Origin of the sequence: Streptomyces sp. NPDC059649 (assembly GCF_042734445.1) — a bacterium.
Lineage (GTDB): Bacteria > Actinomycetota > Actinomycetes > Streptomycetales > Streptomycetaceae > Streptomyces.
Genome location: NZ_JBHWDV010000040.1, coordinates 20,085 through 40,067 on the forward strand (window position 1 = coordinate 20,085; position 19,983 = coordinate 40,067).

Consider the following 19,983-nt stretch of genomic DNA (forward strand, 5'->3'; position numbering starts at 1 on the left):
GGGGGCTCCCCACGCCCTTTAGGCAGTGGGGGAGCAACGGCGAGCAACCTCGACGGCGGGACAGACGGGTACGTGCGGGGCGCCGCACAGCGCGCAACGGCGAGAAACCACCGCGGCGGGACGGCCAAGTACGTGGAAGGCGCCGCAATCGTGGGGATGTTTCCTGCGTGAAGCGCAGACGCTTTCTCACGTTGTCCGCCGCGGGCGCCTGCGGGCTCGCGGGACCAGTGGCGTACGGGTCCGAGGACCCCTACGCCCCGTTACGCCGCCGATGGTGTGAGCTCTCGCTCGGGACCGGGTTCGAGCCGGACGCGCCGCCGTACGCGGCCGTACTGCAGGAAACCGGCGCACTCGCCGCCGAGTTCCTGGCGAGCATGCGGCCGGCCGCCGGCTCGTTGTGGGCGGACGCCCCGTACGATCCGCCCTCCGGTATCACCCAGAGCTACGGCCGGCTGAACACCATGGCCCAGGCGTGTGCGCAGCCCGGGACGGGGCACACCGGTGATCCGGACCTCGCCGATGCCGTCCGCCGAGGACTCGGCCATCTGGACGCCACCGTCTACCACCCCGGTACCACCCGTTACGGCAACTGGTGGGAGTGGCAGATCGGGAGTCCGAGGCTTCTTCTCGACACGCTCGTGGTCGTCGAAGAGCGCCTGCCGGGCGGGCTGCCCGAGGACCTGCGCGGGCGGTGTCTCGCCGCCGTCGACCACTTCGTTCCGGACACGATGCTCGGTGACTACACCGGCACCAGCACCGGCGCCAACCGCGTCGACCTGTGCCGGGTGGTCGCCCTGCGCGGCATCCTCGGCCGGGCGCCGGCCAAGATCGCACTGGCCCGGGACGCCCTCTCGCCGGTCTTCCCGTACGTCACTGAGGGCGACGGGCTCTACGCCGACGGCTCGTTCGTGCAGCACACCTGGGTCGCCTACTCCGGTACGTACGGCTATGTGCTGCTGGACGGGCTGGGGCGGCTGTTCGCGCTGCTCGGCGGGTCGGAGTGGGAGGTCACCGATCCGCGGCGGCAGATCATCCTGGACAGTGTGGCGCACGCGTACGCGCCGCTGCTGCACAACGGGTTGATGATGGACAGCGTCAACGGCCGTGCGATCAGCCGCGGTTACCTCCGCAACGACGAGCGGAAGGTGCTGCGCAGCGACCACTACCACGGGCATGCGCTGATCGCCGCCATCGCGCTGCTCGGCGAGAGCGCGAGCCCCGCCGAGCGGGACCGCTGGCACGCGATGATCAAGGGCTGGATCGCCCGCGACCACACCCTGCCGGTCCTCACCGACCGGCAGTACGGTGTCGCCGACCTCGCCCGGCTGCGGAAGATCGCCGACGGGCCCGGGCCGGCCGCCGCCGAGCCCGTCGACCACCGGCTCTTCGCGGCCATGGACCGTGCCGTGCACCGCCGCCCCGGCTGGGTCGCGAACGTGGCGATGTGCTCCGACCGGATCACGTACTACGAGAACGGCAACGGCGAGAACCGGCGCGGCTGGCACACCGGTGCGGGGATGACGTACTGGTGGGGCGCGGACTTCGGCGGTGACCAGTACACGGACGCGTTCTGGCCGACCGTCGACCCGTACCGGCTGCCCGGCACGACCGTCTCCACCAAGCGGCTCGCGGACAACGAGGGCGGGGGATGGGGGGAGCCGAAGCCCGATGTCCGGTGGGTGGGCGGTACGACGGACGGGGAATTCGCCGCGCTCGGGCAGCATCTGCGCGGGTTGTCCTCGACGCTGAGCGCCCGGAAGTCCTGGTTCGCGCTGGCGGACTGTGTCGTCTGTCTGGGCGCGGGGATCACCGCGCGGGACGGCGTGGCCGTCGAGACCGTCGTCGACAACCGGTGCCTGGGGGAGTACGGCACGGCCGCGCTCACCGTCGACGGCGTGCGGCAGCCCGGCACGCTCGGCCGCCGCACGGCCTTCCGCCGCGCCCGCTGGGCCCACCTCGCCGGGCACGGCGGCTATGTCTTCCCCGGTGGTGCCGGCTTGCACGCGCTGCGCGAGGCCCGTACCGGCTGCTGGCACGACATCAACACCACCTCGTCCCCGGAGCCGTTCACCCGGCGGTATGTCACGTTGTGGTGTGATCACGGGGTCGATCCGGTCGCTGCCCGTTATGCGTATCTGCTGATGCCGGGGGCCGGCGCGCACGCCGTCGCGGCGCGGGCTGCCGACCCGCACTGGCTGACCGTGCTCGCCAACGACGCGTGCAGTCAGGCGATCGCCGTCCACCCGCTCGGCGTAACGGCCGCGAACTTCTGGCGGGCGGGGTGCGCGGGGCCGCTCGGCAGCAGTGGCCCGGTGAGCGTGCTGGTGCGCGAGGAGCCCGGCGGGCGGACCGCCCGGCTGTGCGTCGCGGCCCCCACGCGGACCGGCGATCCGGTGGAGATCACCTGGTCGCGGCCGGTGCGCGCGGTGCTCGACCAGGACCCGGCGATCGAGGTGCGGCAGATCGGACCGGGCCTGCGGCTGCGGGTCCGGCCCGGTACGGTCTGCGCCACCCACCGCTGCACCGTGCGGCTGCGCTGACCTGCGCGGGGGCCGTACCGCCGGGCCGCGGACCGTCCGGCACCCGGGTCCGCGGACCACCGGGCACCACAACATCACTCCGCGGCCGTTTGTCGGGCCCATACAGAGGGAGCGGGGTCCGGCCACCCGAACGGGGGCCGGGACGCGGGCCGCGTACAGGAGGGTTCTGTACTGCCTGCCCACCAAAACGCATGTGACGTTGTACGAAACCGACATCGGTGTGCGGGGCCCCGCACACGTACCGTCGATGCATGACCACTGTCGAAGATCTGCCCGCCGGCGCCAACGACGCCCGCGGGCGCGTCGCCGAGCTGCACGCCATCCGTGAGCAGGTCCGGCGAGGACCCAGCGAGCGGGCGACCGAGGCCCAGCGGGCCAAGGGCAAGCTGACGGCGCGCGAGCGGATCGAGCTGCTGCTGGACGAGGATTCGTTCAACGAGGTCGAGCCGCTGCGCCGGCACCGGGCGACGGGCTTCGGTCTGGAGGCGAAGAAGCCGTACACCGACGGTGTGATCACCGGCTGGGGCACGGTCCACGGCCGCACGGTCTTCGTCTACGCACACGACTTCCGGATCTTCGGCGGTGCGCTCGGTGAGGCGCACGCCACGAAGATCCACAAGATCATGGACATGGCCATCCAGGCCGGTGCCCCGCTGGTGTCGCTCAACGACGGCGCCGGCGCCCGCATCCAGGAGGGCGTCTCGGCGCTCGCCGGCTACGGCGGCATCTTCCAGCGCAACACCAAGGCGTCCGGGGTCATCCCGCAGATCTCGGTCATGCTCGGCCCGTGCGCGGGCGGCGCGGCCTACTCCCCGGCCCTGACGGACTTCGTGTTCATGGTCCGCGAGACCTCCCAGATGTTCATCACCGGCCCGGACGTGGTCCGTGCGGTGACCGGCGAGGAGATCACCCAGAACGGCCTGGGCGGCGCCGATGTGCACGCCGAGACGTCCGGCGTCTGCCACTTCGCCTACGACGACGAGCAGAGCTGCCTGGAGGAGGTCCGCTACCTCCTCTCCCTGCTGCCGGCGAACAACCGTGAGAACCCGCCGGCGGTTCCGTGCGAGGACCCGGCCGACCGCTCCGGCGACGCGCTGCTGGACCTGGTGCCGGCCGACGGCAACCGCCCGTACGACATGCGCAAGGTCATCGAGGAGATCGTCGACGACGGCGAGTTCCTGGAGGTCCACGAGCGCTGGGCGACCAACATCATCTGCGCGCTGAGCCGCTTCGACGGCAAGGTGGTCGGCATCATCGCCAACCAGCCGCAGTCGCTGGCCGGTGTGCTGGACATCGAGGCGTCCGAGAAGGCCGCCCGCTTCGTCCAGATGTGCGACGCCTTCAACATCCCGATCGTGACCCTGCTCGACGTGCCCGGCTTCCTGCCCGGCGTCGACCAGGAGCACGGCGGCATCATCCGGCACGGCGCCAAGCTGCTGTACGCGTACTGCAACGCCACCGTCCCGCGCATCTCCATCGTCCTGCGCAAGGCCTACGGCGGCGCCTACATCGTCATGGACTCCCAGTCCATCGGCGCCGACCTGACCTACGCCTGGCCGACCAACGAGATCGCGGTGATGGGCGCGGAGGGCGCCGCCAACGTCATCTTCCGCAAGCAGATCGCCGAGGCCGACGACTCCGAGGCCATGCGCACCCGCATGGTCAAGGAGTACAAGTCCGAGCTGATGCACCCGTACTACGCGGCCGAGCGCGGTCTGGTCGACGACGTCATCGACCCCGCCGACACCCGTCAGACCCTCATCCGGGCCCTGGACATGCTGCGCACCAAGCACGCCGACCTCCCGGCCCGCAAGCACGGCAACCCGCCCCAGTAGCCCATCTGGCACCCGCGATCCACCGACGACGCGACGACGGAGAAGAAGACACCGTGAATCCTGCCCACCGCACCGCCCCGATCCGCGTGGAGAAGGGTCAGGCCAGCGAGGAAGAGCTCGCCGCCCTGACCGCCGTCCTCCTGGCCCGTGCCGCGCACCGCCCGGCCGCCCCGGCCGGCCCGCGCGCCACCGCCGCCCGCTGGCGCCGTCTGGAGCGCCAGACCGGCTTCCACGGCGCGACCAGCTGGCAGCGCTGACCGAGCGCAGACGCAGAGGGAAGGGCCCCGCGGCACGGCCGCGGGGCCCTTCCCATTCCCTTTTCAACTTCCTTGTGAACAAAGGGCGTTGACATGACATCGGTACCCCGGCGTCCGGGTATTCCGATTCGGCAGCCGACGTCCGAATCAAGGCGTAGGTTCGCCCCAATCCTGCGGAGCAGAGCTGGTCAAGGGGAGATTCCCGTGCTGGCATGCGCTCGTCATCCCCACTCCTGGTGTTCCCGCGCCGCGGGCCAGGACGACCGGAAGGAAAGAGCCCATGCTCAGCACGCTCAGTGCTGGTGCCGCAGTGGCATCGTTGCTCCTCGCCGGATCGGCATCCCCCACCACACCAGCGCGGTTCGGCGACGACCCGCCGTCCGGCAAGATCACGATAACCGTCGCCACGGTCAACGGATCGGGCTGCAGACCCGGTAGCGCCGCGGTGGCCATCGCCCCCGACAACACCGCCTTCACCGTCACCTACAGCGAGTACCTCGCCCAGGCGGGCGGCACCAGCAAGCCCACCGACGCCCGCAAGAACTGCCAGATCGCCCTGAACGTCCACGTCCCACAGGGCTTCACCTACGCCATCGCCCGCGCCGACTACCGCGGCTACGCCTCGCTGGCCGCCGGCGCCAAGGGCCTGGAGCAGGCGAACTACTACTTCCAGGGCCAGCAGCAGACGGCCCGCAAGAGCCACACCTTCACCGGCCCCTACGACACCAACTGGCAGACCTCGGACGAGACCGACGTCGACGCCCTCGTCTACGCGCCCTGCGGCGAGGAACGCTACTTCAACATCAACACCGAGCTGAGGGTGGACGGCAAGTCGGCCGACCCCAAGGCCACCAGCTTCATGGCCATGGACTCCACCGACGGCAGCATCAACACCGTGTACCACTTCGCCTGGAAGGAGTGCCCGGCACGTAAGTAGCCGCCGGCCGCCCGCGGCCGACCCCCGCAGTCATGCCGAAGGCCCCCGCATCACGCGATGTGGGGGCCTTCCGGCAGGTGCGGTGCGGCGTACGGGCACGGGGAGCCGGTACGCGGCGGCGTCAGCGCAGCCGCGCCATGAGGGCGTGCTCGACGAGGGTGATGAGCGCGCTCTTGGCCTCGCTGCGGTGCCGGGCGTCCGTGGTGATGATCGGGGCGTCCGGGCCGATCTGGAGGGCCTCACGGACCTCGTCGGGCGTGTAGGGCTGGTGTCCGTCGAAGCCGTTGAGGGCGATGACGAACGGCAGGCCGCTGTTCTCGAAGTAGTCGACGGCCGGGAAGCAGTCGGCGAGCCGGCGGGTGTCGACCAGGACGACGGCGCCGATGGCACCGCGGACCAGGTCGTCCCACATGAACCAGAAGCGGTCCTGGCCCGGCGTACCGAAGAGGTACAGGATCAGGTCCTGGTCCAGCGTGATCCGGCCGAAGTCCATCGCCACGGTCGTGGTCGTCTTGTCCGGCGCGTGCGTGAGGTCGTCGATCCCCGCGGAGGCGGAGGTCATCACGGCTTCGGTACGCAGCGGATTGATCTCTGAGACGGCCCCGACGAACGTGGTCTTGCCCACGCCGAAGCCGCCCGCCACCACGATCTTCGCGGAGGTGGTGGAGCGGGCTGCACCGCTAGAGCTTGCGAAGTCCACTGAGCACCCTTTCGAGCAGTGTCACATCTGGCTGTCCGCCGGCGGTCTCGTCCCCGCCGGGCTGATGGATGGCGACGAGCCCGGCCTCCGCCAGGTCGGCGACGAGGATTCGGGCGACGCCGAGGGGGATGGAGAGGAGGGCCGAGATCTCGGCCACCGATTTGATCTCGCGGCAGAGGTGGCAGATGCGCTGGTGCTCCGGCAGCTGGCCCTGCAGCTTGGCCGGGTCGGCGGTCGTGCTGACCAGCGCCTCGATGGCGAGCTGGTAGCGCGGCCGGGTCCGACCACCGGTCATGGCGTACGGGCGCACGAGCGGGTTGTTCGCCCCGGAGGGCGCGGGCTCGGGCTTGCGCGGCGGCTGCACCGGCTGGATGCGCGGTGCCTGCGGCTGGTCGTACACCGACGGCTCGTACGGCTGGGAGTCGTACGGTCCCGGCTGCCGCGGCTGCGGCGGCTGGGGTCGCTGCGGCCGGTGGCTCGGCGCAGACGGGAAGTTGAAGCGGTTGTGATGGGTCTCGCCCACAGGCCCGGACTCCTGCCCGGAACCGTACGGGTATCCGCTAGGGGGCGTTGCCACGTCTCCTCCTCCAACTTGCCTGTCTGACGCCGGTCGCGCCACCGAACCATAAGACGCGGCGGCGGGAAACGCACTGCCTGTTTGCTAGTTGAGAAGACTGCCCTGGAGTTCGGCGCGCAGGTCGGGCGTCAGCACCGTGCCCGCGCGGTCGACCAGCAGGGCCATCTCGTAGCCGACCAGACCGATGTCGCACTCGGGGTGCGCGAGCACGGCCAGCGACGATCCGTCGGAGACGGACATGATGAAGAGGAAGCCGCGCTCCATCTCCACCACGGTCTGGTTGACGCTCCCGCCCTCGAAGATGCGGGATGCGCCGGAGGTCAGCGACGTCAGCCCGGAGGCCACCGCCGCCAACTGGTCGGCGCGGTCACGAGGGAAGCCCTCGGACATCGCGAGGAGGAGTCCGTCCGCGGAGACCACGACCGTGTGGGACACCCCGGGGGTGTTGTCCACGAAGTTGGTGATCAACCAGTTCAGATTCTGCGCCGCCTGGCTCATCGGGCTCACACTAACGCTCCTGATCGTAGGTGCTGCCGGGGCCGAAGCCCTGTTGGTCATTCTGGGGGACCCCGGAGGGGTCCGTGCCGACACTGCGTCCCTGCTGGACCCCGCGGCGCAGGTTGCTCAACCTGCCGCGGACGTCCTCCGGGGCGCGGGAGACCTGGGGGCCGCCCTGCGGGGTCTGCTCCGCTGCACCCTCGACCAGGTTGGCCTTGGGCACCCGGCGGGGAAGACCGGAGGCTGTGACTCCGCCCGCCTTCGGCTCGCGCAGCCGCTCCGCCCGCTCCCAGCGCTCGTCGTTGGAGCTGCGCCAGTCGGAGCCGTCCTGGCCGGTCTCCGGCGCGCTCCGCGGCTGCTGAACCTGTGGTGCCTGCTGGTCGCGGCCTCCGCGGCGCGGAAGGCCGGCGCCCGTCAGCGGGTGCGGGTCGCTCGGTGTGGGGCCCGGACGCTCGAATGGTACGCGTTCGGACGCGCCAGCGGGAGCGGCAGTTGTATTCCGGTCAGATTCCGCTTCGGTCCCGAAGTAGCCCTCGAACGCGTTGCGTTCGGGCCATTCGTCCGACTGTGCCGGTTCATGCGAAACGTATGGCTGCTGGCCGGTGGTCTCCGCGAAGCCCGGATCGCCGAACGCCTGGCTGCCGTGCGACCGGTCGTCGTAGAGCGGTTGATCGGCTTCCGGATAGCCCGGGGCGGGGTGGTCCTGGTAGCCGGTGGCGGACGTCGGCGCGTCACGGAAGAGCGGATTGCCCACCTGCGGCCCGTCGTCCGGCCGCTCGCCGCCGGTGGCCTGCGCCTCCAGCGCGGCCCGGCGCTCCTCACGCATCAGCGAGCGGCCGACCATGTCCAGGTCCGTGGCGTCCGTGCGGGCGTAACGGCTGTCGTCGAAGCCCAGCTCGGCGGCGGTGCGCTGGTGGCTCTCGTAGGCGCCCTGCTGGTGCTCGGGGACGATCCGGGACACCGTGAAGTCGTCCTCGAACTGCTCGTCGCCGCCACCACCGTGGGTGATCGCCTCGGGCAGCATGACCAGGGACGTGGTGCCCGCCTGCTCGCCGGAGGGGCGCAGCTGCACCCGGATCCCGTGCCGGTCGGCCAGCCGGCCGACCACGAACAGGCCCATGCGCTGGGAGATCGCGGCGTCCACGCTCGGCGGGTTCGCCAGCTTGTGGTTGATGTCCGCGAAGTCCTCGGGGGTCAGCCCGATGCCCTTGTCGTGGATCTCGATCATCACCCGGCCGTCGGGCAGCCGGGTCGCGGTCACCCGCACCTTGGTCTGCGGCGAGGAGAACGTGGTGGCGTTCTCCAGCAGCTCGGAGAGCAGGTGCACGAGGTCGGTCACGGCGGTGCCGTGGATCTCGCTCTCCGGCACACCGGTGAGGTCTATTCGCTCGTACGACTCGACCTCACTGATCGCCGCCCGCAGGACGTCGACCAGCGGCACCGGCTGGTTCCAGCGGCGCCCGGGCTCCTCGCCGGCGAGGATGAGGAGGTTCTCGCCGTTGCGGCGCATACGGGTGGCGAGGTGGTCCAGCCGGAAGAGGCTCTCCAGCTGGTCCGGGTCCGCCTCGTTGTTCTCCAGGTCGGTGATCAGCTCCAGCTGACGCTCGATCAGGCCCTGGTTACGGCTGGAGAGGTTGGTGAAGATCGCGTTGACGTTGCCCCGCAGCAGCGCCTGCTCGGCGGCCAGCCGGACGGCCTCGCGGTGCACCTGGTCGAAGGCGCGGGCGACCTCGCCGATCTCGTCGGTGGTGGCGATCGGGATCGGGGTGACCCGGGTGTCGACCCGGCCCGGGGCGGTCCGGGAGAGCTGGTCGACCAGCATCGGCAGCCGCTGCTCGGCCACCCCGAAGGCGGCGTTGCGCAGCTGGCGCATGTTCCGGCTCATCCGTCGGGCCATCAGACCGGCCACCACGAACGCGATGATCAGCGCGGCGAGCACGATCGCGGAGTCGACGAAGGTGGCCTGCTTGGCGTCCGCGGAGATCTGCGCGGCCTCGTTCACGGCCTTGTCGGCCAGGTCCTTCTCGATGGACCGGTACATGTTGAACTTGCCGGTTTCGGCCGCGAAGAAGCTGTCGGAGGTGATGCCCTTCAGGCTCAGCGTCTCCGGCGCCGCGCCCGTCCCGATCAAGGCGGACATCTGGTCGATCGACGGCGGGGCGCGGAACGGCCGGTTCGCGGCCTGCGCCTGCTCCTTTGCCTGTGCGATCTTCTGCTGTGCGGCCTGCTTGAGGGCGGCGGCGTCCTTCTTCAGCCGCTCGACGTCCTCGGGGGTGCCGCCGGAGGTGTACTCGGCGATGGCGATGCCCTCGAGGTAGCGGTACGACGCGAAGGCGGTCAGCTGGAGCTTGTGCTCCTTGCCGCCCTGCGGGGTCGCCGGGTCGACCAGCAGGTGGGTGCCGATCGAGCGCTCCAGCGACTCGGCCGCCTTGGCCAGCGCCACGGCGTAGACGGTGCGGCCGTACGAGGTGATGTTGCCGGTGCCCAGGCCGAGTTCGTTGGCGAACTCCATCAGCGGGTGCTGGACCTCGATATAGCCTTCCTCGGTCTGCACACCGTGCAGCTTGGAGGTGTACGCGGCCTGGCGCAGCTGCTGGAGCTTGGGCTCGACCTTCTGGAACGAGGCGAGCCGGCGCTTCAGGCCCGGCTTGTCCGGCATGGCCTTGGCGGCCTTGTGGAACGCGTCGGCGGCGGCGTCGGTGGCGTTCCGGGCCTCCTGGACGACCGGGTCGTCCTTCTTGCCCTCCAGCAGCGGCGCCGCGGTGCGGTCCCGCTCGTCGATCAGGGCGGTGCTGTAGGACAGCGCGGCGCGCACGAGCTTCGCGGTGTGCTCCGCGTCCTGCGCCTCCTGCCAGGTGGCGAGCGAGGTGTTCACCCTCAGGCCGCCGAGGACCAGGGCGAGCAGCACGGGGATCAGCAGGATCGCGTTCAGCCGGGTGGCCACCCGCCAGTTGCGCGGGGAGTACTTGCTACCGCTGACCGGAGGCTTCGCGACCGTGTCTTCGGGCGCGTCGGAAGCCGGTACGCCACCTCTCGGTGGCGGGGTGAAGTTGCCCCGCCGCGGTTCCTGCGGCTCGGGGCTCGACGTGCTTCGCCTCACTCGACCAACAACCTCTCGGCGGCCGGCACTACCTGCTGTGCCGTTTCTTCTGGGCTTTCCTACTCCGGAGTTCAGCGAATTTCAGCACGTCAGGGCTGTGCGTTCCAAACACTGAGCAAAGTCGGAGCAGGCCCGGAAGGCCCTCAGATAAAAGGGGCGTTAAGGGCGAGGCGCAGCAAAACGAAGGCGATTCATGAGCGCAGCGAAGCCGGGCATGCGCGCGCGGTGTCGAAACCTCAGGGATTCACTGTCGAAACGTTATGAAGCGAATTTGTGGGCGTGTCGAAGGACACAGATCCCTTCGCGGATGGTGGTGCGCGGCCCTGGGCAGGGCCGCGCACCCCATAAGAGTCAACTGACGGGTTTCCCCCTACAGATGACGAACCGGAGCGGCGGCCGGTTCCTACTGCAGCCGGGCCATCAGGGCGTGTTCGACGAGCGTGATGAGCGCGCTCTTGGCCTCGCTGCGGTGCCGGGCGTCGGTCGTGATGATCGGGGTGCCGGGACCGATCTGCAGCGCCTCACGCACTTCGTCGGGCGTGTAGGGCTGGTGCCCCTCGAAGCCGTTGAGGGCGACGACGAACGGCAGGCCGCTGTTCTCGAAGTAGTCGACGGCCGGGAAGCAGTCCGCCAGACGGCGGGTGTCCACCAGCACGACCGCGCCGATGGCACCGCGGACCAGGTCGTCCCACATGAACCAGAAACGGTCCTGACCCGGCGTACCGAAGAGGTACAGGATCAGGTCCTGGTCCAGCGTGATCCGGCCGAAGTCCATCGCCACGGTCGTCGTGGTCTTGTCCTGCACGTGGCTGAGGTCGTCGATCCCCGCCGACGCGGAGGTCATCACGGCCTCCGTACGCAGCGGATTGATCTCCGAGACCGCGCCGACGAACGTGGTCTTGCCCACGCCGAAGCCCCCCGCCACCACGATCTTCGCAGACGTGGTGGCGCGGGCCGGGCTCGCGGCGAAGCCGCTGTCAGAGCTTGCGAAGTCCACTGAGCACCCTCTCCAGCAAGGTCACGTCCGGCGTACCGCCGGCCTCGCCGCTGCCACCGGGCTGGTGGATCGCCACCATCCCGGCCTCTGCCAGGTCCGCGACGAGGATCCGTGCCACGCCCAGCGGGATCTGCAGCAGCGCGGAGACCTCGGCGACCGACTTCACCTCACGGCACAGGTGGCAGATCCGCTGGTGCTCGGGCAGCAGCCCGGGCAGCTGGGCGGGGTCGGCGGTCGTGCTGACCAGCGCCTCGATGGCGAGCTGGTAGCGCGGCCGGGTCCGGCCTCCGGTCATGGCGTACGGGCGCACCAGCGGCTGGTCACCTTCGCTCCCGTACGGCGCTTGGCTGTAGGCGCCGTACGGGCCGGAAGTGGCAGGTGGCGGGGTCATGGGGTCCTCCGGACGGGACAGCGCGCGCTGTCGTCGGGTTGGGCCGGTGGGGGGTGCGGCACGAATGGATGGTGTGGTGCTGGACCGTCGGGCGCTGCGGACGCCGTCAGTTCAGCAGGCTGCCCTGGAGTTCGGCGCGCAGGTCGGGCGTCAGCACCGTGCCCGCGCGGTCGACCAGCAGGGCCATCTCGTAGCCGACCAGACCGATGTCGCACTCGGGGTGCGCGAGCACGGCCAGCGACGATCCGTCGGAGACGGACATGATGAAGAGGAAGCCGCGCTCCATCTCCACCACGGTCTGGTTGACGCTCCCGCCCTCGAAGATGCGGGATGCGCCGGAGGTCAGCGACGTCAGCCCGGAGGCCACCGCCGCCAACTGGTCGGCGCGGTCACGAGGGAAGCCCTCGGACATCGCGAGGAGCAGCCCGTCCGCGGAGACCACCACCGTGTGCGACACCCCAGGGGTGTTGTCCACGAAGTTGGTGATCAACCAGTTCAGATTCTGCGCCGCCTGGCTCATCGGACTCAACTAACGCTCCTGCTGGTGAGTGGGATCGACAATGCCGTGGTTGCCGGTGGGCGACGTCCCGGCCTGCCGGCCCTGCTGGATACCGCGACGGAGATTGGTCAGCCGGCCGCGCACATCGCTGGGCGCGCGGGAGACCTGCGGACCGCTCTGGGCGGGTTGCTGCTGTTGTGCGGTGCCCGCGACGAGGTTGGCGCGCGGGACCCGGCGGGGCAGCCCCGAGGTGGTGATGCCGCCCGCGGCAGGCTGACGGATCTGCTCCGCCTGCCGCCAGGTCTCGTCGTTCGGCGAGCTGCGCCACTGGGCGGTGGTGTCGGCCCGCTCCGGGTTGCGGGTGCCGTTGCGCTGCGGCTCGGCGGGCGCACTCGGGGCCGCCGCGGAACCGCGGCGCGGCAGCCGTGGCGCCTCCGGCTCCTCGGCGGCCTGCGGCGGCACACCGGCGGCGGCGGACGCCGGGTGGTTGAACCAGTTGGACTCGATCGTGTCGAAGATCGGCGTACGGCCGTCACCGGGACCGGCGTCGGCGCTGCCGAGCACGTCCGGCTCCGGCGCCCGGCCGTCCTGCGGCCCGGCCACCGGGAACTGCCCGGTGCTCTGCGGGTCGTCGGCGTATCCGGCCCGGTCCGCGCCCGGCTGCTGCAGCTGACGGGCGTCGAGCTGCCCGGTCTCGTACGGGTCGGCCTCGGCGGCGGGCTGCGCGAAGCGGTCCGCCGGGTACTGGCCGGTGTCGTACCGGTCCGCCGGGTACTGGCCGGTGTCGTACCGGTCCGCCGGGTATTCGCCGGTGTCGTACCGGTCCGCCGGGTACTCGCCCGTGTCGTACCGGTCCGGCTCGCGCTCCGGGGCCTGGGCCGCGGGCGGCGGGGCGTTGAAGTCGGGACGGGGGAAGGCGGCGGTGTCACCGGGGCCGTTCGCCGGTGCGGGCCGCTCGAAGTTGCCGGTGGTCTCCGGCTCCTCGTGGCCGCGCGGCAGGTCCTGCGCCTCGCGGGGCGTCAGCGGCCAGTCGTCGTCACCGCCGCGCTCGCGGCGGGCACCCCAGCTGGTACCGCCCGGCTGCTGCTGACCGCCGAAGGTGTCCTGGCCGCCGCGGCCGCCGGCCGGGGCACCGCCCGGGAGTTCGGCCGCCGGACCGCGGGCCGGCAGCTCCGCCCGCTCCTCGCGGCGCGGCGCACCGGTGGGCGGGGCGACCGTCGGCATGGGGCTGGTGGCGGGGCCGCTGTCCGCACCGCGGGTGGGCAGCGCGGGGCGCGCACCGGAACGCGGGGCGGGCGGACGGGCGTCGCCGCCCGCGGCCGGGGCGCCGGGGGGCGTGGGACGCCCGGACGGGGCACCGAAGGCGTTCGGGGCGCCGCCGGGGCCGCCGCGGCCGGGCAGCGCGGGACGGCCGCCGGCACCCGGGCCGGAACCGACCTGGCCGCGCGGCTGGAGCCCGGCGAGCCGGCTGGACGGCGCACCGCCGACCTCGCCGGAGCCGCTCTTGGCGGTGCTCGGCGCCGGCTTCTTGCCGCCCTGGGCGACGTCGACCGGCAGCATGACCAGTGCGGTGGTGCCGCCGGAGTCGGACGGCCGGAGCTGGATGCGGATGCCGTGCCGCAGGGACAGGCGGCCGACCACGAACAGACCCATCCGGCGGGAGACCGAGACGTCCACGGTCGGCGGGCTGGCCAGCCGCTCGTTGATCGCCGAGAGGTCCTCGGGGGACAGGCCGATACCGGTGTCGTGGATCTCGACCAGGACCCGGCCGTCGGGCAGCGCGTGACCGGTGACCTTGACCTTGGTCTGCGGGGAGGAGAACGAGGTGGCGTTCTCCAGCAGCTCGGCGAGCAGGTGCACGAGGTCGTTGACGACCCGGCCGGCGACCTCGGTCTGCGGGACCGCGTTGAGCTCGATGCGCTCGTACTGCTCCACCTCGGAGGCGGCGGCACGGAGCACGTCGACCAGCGGCACCGGGCGGGTCCACCGGCGGCCCGGCTCCTCACCCGCGAGGACCAGGAGGTTCTCGCCGTTACGGCGCATACGGGTCGCGAGGTGGTCGAGCTTGAAGAGCGAGGAGAGCTGGTCCGGGTCGGCCTCGCGGGACTCCAGTTCGGAGATCAGCGAGAGCTGACGCTGGATCAGACCCTGGGAGCGGCGCGAGAGGTTGGTGAACATCGCGTTGACGTTGCCCCGCAGCAGCGCCTGCTCGGAGGCGAGGCGGACCGCCTCGCGGTGCACGTCGTCGAAGGCCGCGGCCACCCGGCCGATCTCGTCCCGGCTGTGCACACCGACCGACTCGACGGAGGTGTCCACGTCCTGCGGGTCGGACTCGGACAGCTGCTTGACCAGCTCGGGCAGCCGGTCCTGGGCGACCTTCTGCGCGGTGTCCTGCAGCCGGCGCAGCGAGCGGACCATGGAGCGGGCCACGACGAACGCGCCGACCAGCGAGACGCCGAGGACGAGCAGGATCAGCGCACCGTTGATGAGCGCGTCCTGCGTGGCCTCGTTGCGCAGCTCGCGGGACTTCTGCTCCATCTCGGACAGCAGCGTGGTCTCGATCCGCGACATCTCGTCGATCTTGACGGTGTCGGAGTCGTACCAGTCGAGGTAGCGGTAGTCCTGGCTGCGGATGCCGGAGCCGCTGGCGAAGGCGCGGTGGGAGAAGGCGGCCGCGGCCTTGATCTCGTCGTTGTTGCCGTCCAGACCGCGGGTGAGCGCGCCGGCGTTGTTCGCGTAGATCTGCGAGAACCGGTCCCGGGCCGCCTTCTCGCTGATCTCGGCGTTACGGCCGGCCTGCCGGTCGTTGGCGGACAGCTGCGGGCCGCCCTTGTGGGCGAGACCGGCACTGATCAGGGCGCGCTGGATCGACGCGTACTCCTTGGCCGACGAGAACGCCGCCAGCGCACGGGTACTGCGGATCATCTCCGGGTTGCTGGTCGCCTGCGCCATGTCCTGGGAGAGCGACAGCAGCGAGTTGATCAGCTGGTTGTAGCTGGTGACGGTCCGCGCGGTGTTGCCGTCGTCCTTGTAGGCGTTGGCGCGGATCTCGTTGAGGGTGTTGAGCTGGCGGCCGATCTCCAGGATGGTCGCCCGGACGCCGGCCATCGTGGCGTCGTCGCCCTGGATGTCGCCGGTGGCCTGGTTGAACGACAGCTTGGCGCGGTCGGTCGCCTCACGGGGCGCGACGACGTTCGCGTCGTCCTTGACGTTGCCGCTGCCGGCCAGCGGACCGGCCGACTTGTCCCGCTCGATCTGCAGCGCGTCGGCGAGCTCGGTGGCCTGCCGGGTCATCTCGGTGAGCATCTGCATCTTGTCGAGCTGGTCGATGTTGTCCAGCTGCGTGGCGATGCGCATGCCGCCGAGCGTGGTGGCGGCGACGACGGGTAGCGCGAGCAGGGAGACCAGTCGGGTGCTGATGCGCCAGTTGCGCAGCGCCATGCGCGAGCCGGGCCCGCTCGCGGCCTGCGCGCCCTTGGGCGCACCGGTGTCCGCGGCGTCACCGCCCGGCGCCTGGCCGCGGTCGGACGCCGTGAGGCCGCCCGCCGGGTTGTTGCGGTCGCGCTGGGGCGAGGAGGCGCGGTCGGTCCCGCCGCGCAGCTCCGGGTCCGCCGCAGCGCTGCCATCCCTCTTGAAACGTCCCTGCACTAGCGTCGCAACCTCTGGACCAGGCGTCCCACCTCGGTGGGACGGTGTCGAGTCGTATCGGGGACCGTGAATCCCCCATGGCGGTCGTGAAATGACCGGCGGGCTGCCCCCTCTGGCCGAGAGAGCGGCACCACCGCGCGGCGCCACCTTGCGCCCTGCGCGCCGGCTGAAACGTGCGGCGGTCCGTGGAATTCCAGCACAGTGCCGGATCTCCAACAAGAGCGGAGCCGGTGCCTGTGACATGGATGACGCAATGTATGGACCACGTCACGACTTGTAGAGGAACTCGCTGGAGATAACGGACTTTTGCCCACGAGTCGCATGCGCTGGACGGCTGTCCCAGGTGCGGTGATCGGGAGCGGAACGTGCGCTTCAATCCGCCATTGTCCGATTCGCCCAGGGATGTTGATCATGAGAAATGTGGCTTTTGTCGCGCAGCTCGTGAGCAAACTCACAGGAAGATCGTTGAGTTCCCCATCACTTCGCAGGGAATAGCCCGCATAGCCTGACGCTTTACACAGTTGCCGGAACTGACAAGACAGGTTTCCGCAACGGCTTTTCACCGGCCGATCACCAGCTTTCGACCCACACGAGGCATACCGAAGTGAAGACGACGATGATGTTCCGCAACATAGCCAACCCGCGGCGCACCACCCTGGCCCACCTCAAGGACGCCGACGAGCTCGGCACCACCCTCCCCGAGGTCCCGGAGCACACCGTCGATCTCCCCGCCCGGACGGCCAACCCCCGGCGCACCGTCCTGATGGACGCCCCCGAGCAGGCCGTCACGGCCTGATCACACGGCGGAAGGGCAGCGGCCGCGTACCGCCCGGGCACCCAATAGGTGAGCGCGCGCCCAAAAAGGGGCGATAGCCTGGAGTGTCAACTCCGGTCAATGATCACTGAGGGGCAGCGGCACCCGTGCGCATCGCCAGATTCTCCATCGACGGCAACGTCGGCTTCGGCGTCCTCGAAGGCGACGAACTCGACGTCATCAAGGGTCATCCCTTCGCGGAATTCGAGCGCTCGGGCCAGAAGGTTCCCCTCGACAAGGTCCGGCTGCTGCCCCCCGTCCTGCCCAACAAGGTCGTCTGCGTGGGCCGCAACTACGCGGAGCACGCCGCCGAGCTGGGCAACGAGGTCCCGGACGTGCCGGTCACCTTCTTCAAGCCGTCCACCTCGGTGATCGGCCCCGGCGACCCCATCGCCTACCCCTCCTTCTCCCAGGAGGTGCACCACGAGGCGGAGCTCGCCGTCGTCATCGGACGGATGTGCCGCGAGGTGCCCCGCGAACGCGCCAAGGACGTCATCCTCGGCTACACCTGCGCCAACGACGTCACCGCGCGCGACGTCCAGCAGCGCGAGAAGCAGTGGGCCCGGGCCAAGGGCTTCGACAGCTCCTGCCCGCTCGGCCCCTGGGTCGAGACCGGACTGGACCCCGCCGACATCGCCGCCGGCCTCGCGATCCAGTGCACGGTCAACGGCGAACAGCGCCAGCTCGGCCGCACCAGCGACATGGTCCGCCCGATCGAGGACCTGATCGTCCACATCACGGAGGCGATGACCCTGCTCCCCGGCGACGTCATCCTCACGGGCACCCCGGCCGGGGTCGGCCCCCTCAACGTCGGCGACGAGGTCGCCGTCACCATCGAAGGCATCGGCACTCTCACCAACAAGGTGATCAAGCGTGGCTAACGCGACCCCCGTCCGCGTCCGTTTCTGTCCCTCCCCGACCGGTAACCCCCATGTCGGCCTGATCCGCACCGCCCTGTTCAACTGGGCCTACGCGCGGCACCACAAGGGCACCCTGGTCTTCCGGATCGAGGACACCGACGCGGCCCGCGACTCCGAGGAGTCCTACCACCAGCTGCTGGACTCCTTCCACTGGCTCGGCTTCGACTGGGACGAGGGCCCCGAGGTCGGCGGCCCGCACGCGCCCTACCGCCAGTCCCAGCGGATGGACCGCTACAAGGACATCGCCGAGAAGCTGCTCGCCGCCGGCTACGCGTACCCCTGCTACTGCACCACCGAGGAGCTCGACGAGCGCCGCGAGGCCGCCCGCAAGGCCGGCCGGCCCTCCGGTTACGACGGCACCTGCCGCGAGCTGACCGCCGAGCAGAAGGCCGCCTACGAGGCCGAGGGCCGCAGCTCGATCGTCCGCTTCCGGATGCCCGACGAGCCGATCACCTTCACCGACCTGGTCCGCGGCGAGCTGACCTTCACGCCGGACAACGTCCCGGACTACGGCATCGTCCGGGCCAACGGCGCGCCCCTCTACACCCTCGTCAACCCGGTCGACGACGCCCTGATGGGCATCACCCACGTCCTGCGCGGCGAGGACCTGCTCTCCTCCACCCCCCGCCAGATCGCCCTGTACAAGGCGCTGATCGAGCTGGGCATCGCCTCGGCGATCCCCGAGTTCGGCCACCTCCCCTACGTCATGGGCGAGGGCAACAAGAAGCTCTCCAAGCGCGACCCGCAGGCATCCCTCAACCTCTACCGCGAGCGCGGCTTCCTGCCCGAGGGCCTGCTCAACTACCTCGCGCTGCTCGGCTGGTCGTTCTCCGCGGACCAGGACATCTTCTCGGTGTCCGAACTGATCGAGAAGTTCGACATCGCGGACGTCAACGCCAACCCGGCCCGCTTCGACCTGAAGAAGGCCGAGGCGATCAACGCCGACCACATCCGGCAGCTGGACACCGAGGACTTCATCAAGCGGTGCGAGCCCTGGCTGAAGGCCCCGTTCGCCAACTGGGAGCCCGCGGACTTCGACGAGGCCGCCTGGCGCGCGATCGCCCCGCACGCCCAGACCCGCCTCACGGTCCTGTCCGACATCACCGCCAACGTCGACTTCCTGTTCCGCAAGGAGCCGGTGGAGGACGAGGCGTCCTGGACCAAGGCCATGAAGGGCGACCCGGTCGCCCTGCTCACCACCGCCCGGGCCAAGCTCGCCGCCGCCGACTGGAACGCCGGCCCCGAGCCCCTCAAGGAGGCCGTCCTGGCCGCCGGCGAGGAGCACGGCCTCAAGCTCGGCAAGGCCCAGGCCCCGGTCCGGGTCGCCGTCACCGGCCGCACGGTCGGCCTGCCGCTCTTCGAGTCCCTCGAAGTCCTCGGCAAGGAGCGCACCATCGCCCGCATCGACGCCGCGCTGGCCAAGCTGGCCGGCTGACCCCGACGGACGCCCGAGGGCCCGGAAGCCGCCCGGCTTCCGGGCCCTCGGCATCCGCATTCCGGGCACGGCCCAGGAGCGTTAGATTGCCGTCATGCCCCTGCGCGCCGTCCTGTGGGACATCGACGACACCCTCTTCGACTACACCGGCTCGGACCGCGCCGGCGCCCTGCGGCACCTGCGCGCCGAAGGACTGCTGGCCGCGTACGGCGGGGAAGAGGCGGCGCTGACGCGGTGGCGCGCGGCCATGGAGACCGAGTTCGCCCGCTTCCTCGCCGGCGAGCTGGGCTTCCTCGACCACCGCAGGGAGCGGGCCCGGACGTTCCTGGGCGTCGCGCTGAGTGATGAGGAGGCGGACGCCTGGTTCGCGCGGTACATCGCGCACTACGAAGCGTCCTGGGTGCTCTTCCCCGACTCCGAGCCCGCACTGACGGCCCTGGCCCCCCTGGTCCGGCAGGCCGTGCTGTCCAACTCCTCCGTCGCCAACCAGGAGCGCAAGCTGACCAGGCTGGGCATCCGCGCCCACTTCGAGGCGGTGCTGTGCGCGGACGAGCTGGGGCACGCCAAGCCCGCGGCGGAGGCCTTCCACGGCGCCTGCGCCGCGCTGGGCCTCGGACCCGAGGAAGTGGTCTACGTCGGCGACCGGCTCGACATCGATGCGCTCGGCGCCCGGGACGCCGGGCTGGCCGCCGTCTGGCTGGACCGTACGGGCGCCGGCGGGGCGCTGCCGGCCGGGGTGCGGCGGATCGCGGGCCTGGCGGAGCTGCCCGAGCTGTTGCGCGGGGTTATCGGTTTTGGAGCCCCGTCCACGATCAGGTAATGTTCTTCCTGCGCC

Annotated in this window: 16 protein-coding genes; 8 read left to right on the plus strand and 8 right to left on the minus strand. The window is 70.8% G+C overall.

The genetic code is table 11. The features are described 5' to 3' along the window. The first annotated feature begins 167 nt into the window (after positions 1-167). From ACFV1J_RS30585 to ACFV1J_RS30600, 4 genes are all read left to right on the plus strand, one after another. Positions 168-2,540: a polysaccharide lyase 8 family protein gene (locus ACFV1J_RS30585; RefSeq protein ID WP_385863459.1), complete on the plus strand. Its 2,373-nt coding sequence runs from the start codon at positions 168-170 to the stop codon at positions 2,538-2,540. 251 nt (positions 2,541-2,791) lie between these two features. Continuing rightward, positions 2,792-4,375 (plus strand): acyl-CoA carboxylase subunit beta, encoded by a 1,584-nt coding sequence (locus ACFV1J_RS30590; RefSeq protein ID WP_385863461.1) that lies wholly within the window; start codon positions 2,792-2,794, stop codon positions 4,373-4,375. A gap of 53 nt (positions 4,376-4,428) precedes the next feature. After that, positions 4,429-4,632, plus strand: coding sequence for an acyl-CoA carboxylase epsilon subunit (locus ACFV1J_RS30595; protein ID WP_385863462.1), 204 nt, complete (start codon positions 4,429-4,431; stop codon positions 4,630-4,632). 280 nt (positions 4,633-4,912) lie between these two features. After that, the gene (locus ACFV1J_RS30600; RefSeq protein WP_385863464.1) at positions 4,913-5,569 is read left to right on the plus strand and encodes a DUF4360 domain-containing protein; all 657 of its coding nucleotides are present in this window, start codon (positions 4,913-4,915) and stop codon (positions 5,567-5,569) included. A 121-nt stretch (positions 5,570-5,690) separates the two neighbouring features. Here ACFV1J_RS30600 and ACFV1J_RS30605 read toward each other — a convergent pair whose 3' ends face one another. From ACFV1J_RS30605 to ACFV1J_RS30640, 8 genes are all read right to left on the minus strand, one after another. Continuing rightward, the gene (locus ACFV1J_RS30605; RefSeq protein WP_073447656.1) at positions 5,691-6,269 is read right to left on the minus strand and encodes an ATP/GTP-binding protein; all 579 of its coding nucleotides are present in this window, start codon (positions 6,267-6,269) and stop codon (positions 5,691-5,693) included. Further along, on the minus strand, positions 6,250-6,846 hold the full coding sequence (locus ACFV1J_RS30610) for a DUF742 domain-containing protein (RefSeq protein ID WP_385863467.1): 597 nt from the start codon (positions 6,844-6,846) through the stop codon (positions 6,250-6,252). The genes ACFV1J_RS30605 and ACFV1J_RS30610 overlap by 20 nt, the downstream gene beginning before the upstream one ends. An 84-nt stretch (positions 6,847-6,930) precedes the next feature. Beyond that, a complete protein-coding gene (locus tag ACFV1J_RS30615; RefSeq protein WP_018087204.1) occupies positions 6,931-7,344 on the minus strand; it encodes a roadblock/LC7 domain-containing protein in 414 nt (137 codons plus the stop codon). Between the two features lie 10 nt (positions 7,345-7,354). Next, positions 7,355-10,444 (minus strand): nitrate- and nitrite sensing domain-containing protein, encoded by a 3,090-nt coding sequence (locus tag ACFV1J_RS30620; protein WP_385863469.1) that lies wholly within the window; start codon positions 10,442-10,444, stop codon positions 7,355-7,357. Positions 10,445-10,847: 403 nt separating this feature from the next. Then, on the minus strand, positions 10,848-11,441 hold the full coding sequence (locus ACFV1J_RS30625) for an ATP/GTP-binding protein (protein WP_385863472.1): 594 nt from the start codon (positions 11,439-11,441) through the stop codon (positions 10,848-10,850). Next, the gene (locus ACFV1J_RS30630) at positions 11,422-11,832 is read right to left on the minus strand and encodes a DUF742 domain-containing protein (protein WP_360956250.1); all 411 of its coding nucleotides are present in this window, start codon (positions 11,830-11,832) and stop codon (positions 11,422-11,424) included. The genes ACFV1J_RS30625 and ACFV1J_RS30630 overlap by 20 nt, the downstream gene beginning before the upstream one ends. 106 nt (positions 11,833-11,938) lie before the next feature. After that, a complete protein-coding gene (locus ACFV1J_RS30635) occupies positions 11,939-12,352 on the minus strand; it encodes a roadblock/LC7 domain-containing protein (protein WP_018087204.1) in 414 nt (137 codons plus the stop codon). A gap of 9 nt (positions 12,353-12,361) precedes the next feature. Beyond that, positions 12,362-15,979, minus strand: a complete 3,618-nt coding sequence (locus tag ACFV1J_RS30640; RefSeq protein WP_385863475.1) for a nitrate- and nitrite sensing domain-containing protein — start codon at positions 15,977-15,979, stop codon at positions 12,362-12,364. Positions 15,980-16,583: 604 nt separating this feature from the next. Between ACFV1J_RS30640 and ACFV1J_RS30645 the strand changes: the two genes are divergently transcribed. The 4 genes from ACFV1J_RS30645 to ACFV1J_RS30660 all read left to right on the plus strand — a co-directional run bounded on the left by ACFV1J_RS30645 (position 16,584) and on the right by ACFV1J_RS30660 (position 19,968). Then, positions 16,584-16,775, plus strand: a complete 192-nt coding sequence (locus ACFV1J_RS30645; RefSeq protein ID WP_385863477.1) for a hypothetical protein — start codon at positions 16,584-16,586, stop codon at positions 16,773-16,775. A gap of 125 nt (positions 16,776-16,900) precedes the next feature. Beyond that, entirely contained in the window at positions 16,901-17,674 is a 774-nt protein-coding gene (locus ACFV1J_RS30650; RefSeq protein WP_385863478.1) for a fumarylacetoacetate hydrolase family protein, read from the plus strand. Beyond that, on the plus strand, positions 17,667-19,148 hold the full coding sequence (gene gltX, locus ACFV1J_RS30655; RefSeq protein ID WP_385863480.1) for a glutamate--tRNA ligase: 1,482 nt from the start codon (positions 17,667-17,669) through the stop codon (positions 19,146-19,148). Before ACFV1J_RS30650 ends, gltX begins: the two co-directional genes overlap by 8 nt. Positions 19,149-19,242: 94 nt before the next feature. Continuing rightward, positions 19,243-19,968, plus strand: coding sequence for an HAD family hydrolase (locus tag ACFV1J_RS30660; protein WP_385863482.1), 726 nt, complete (start codon positions 19,243-19,245; stop codon positions 19,966-19,968). Positions 19,969-19,983 lie beyond the last annotated feature (15 nt).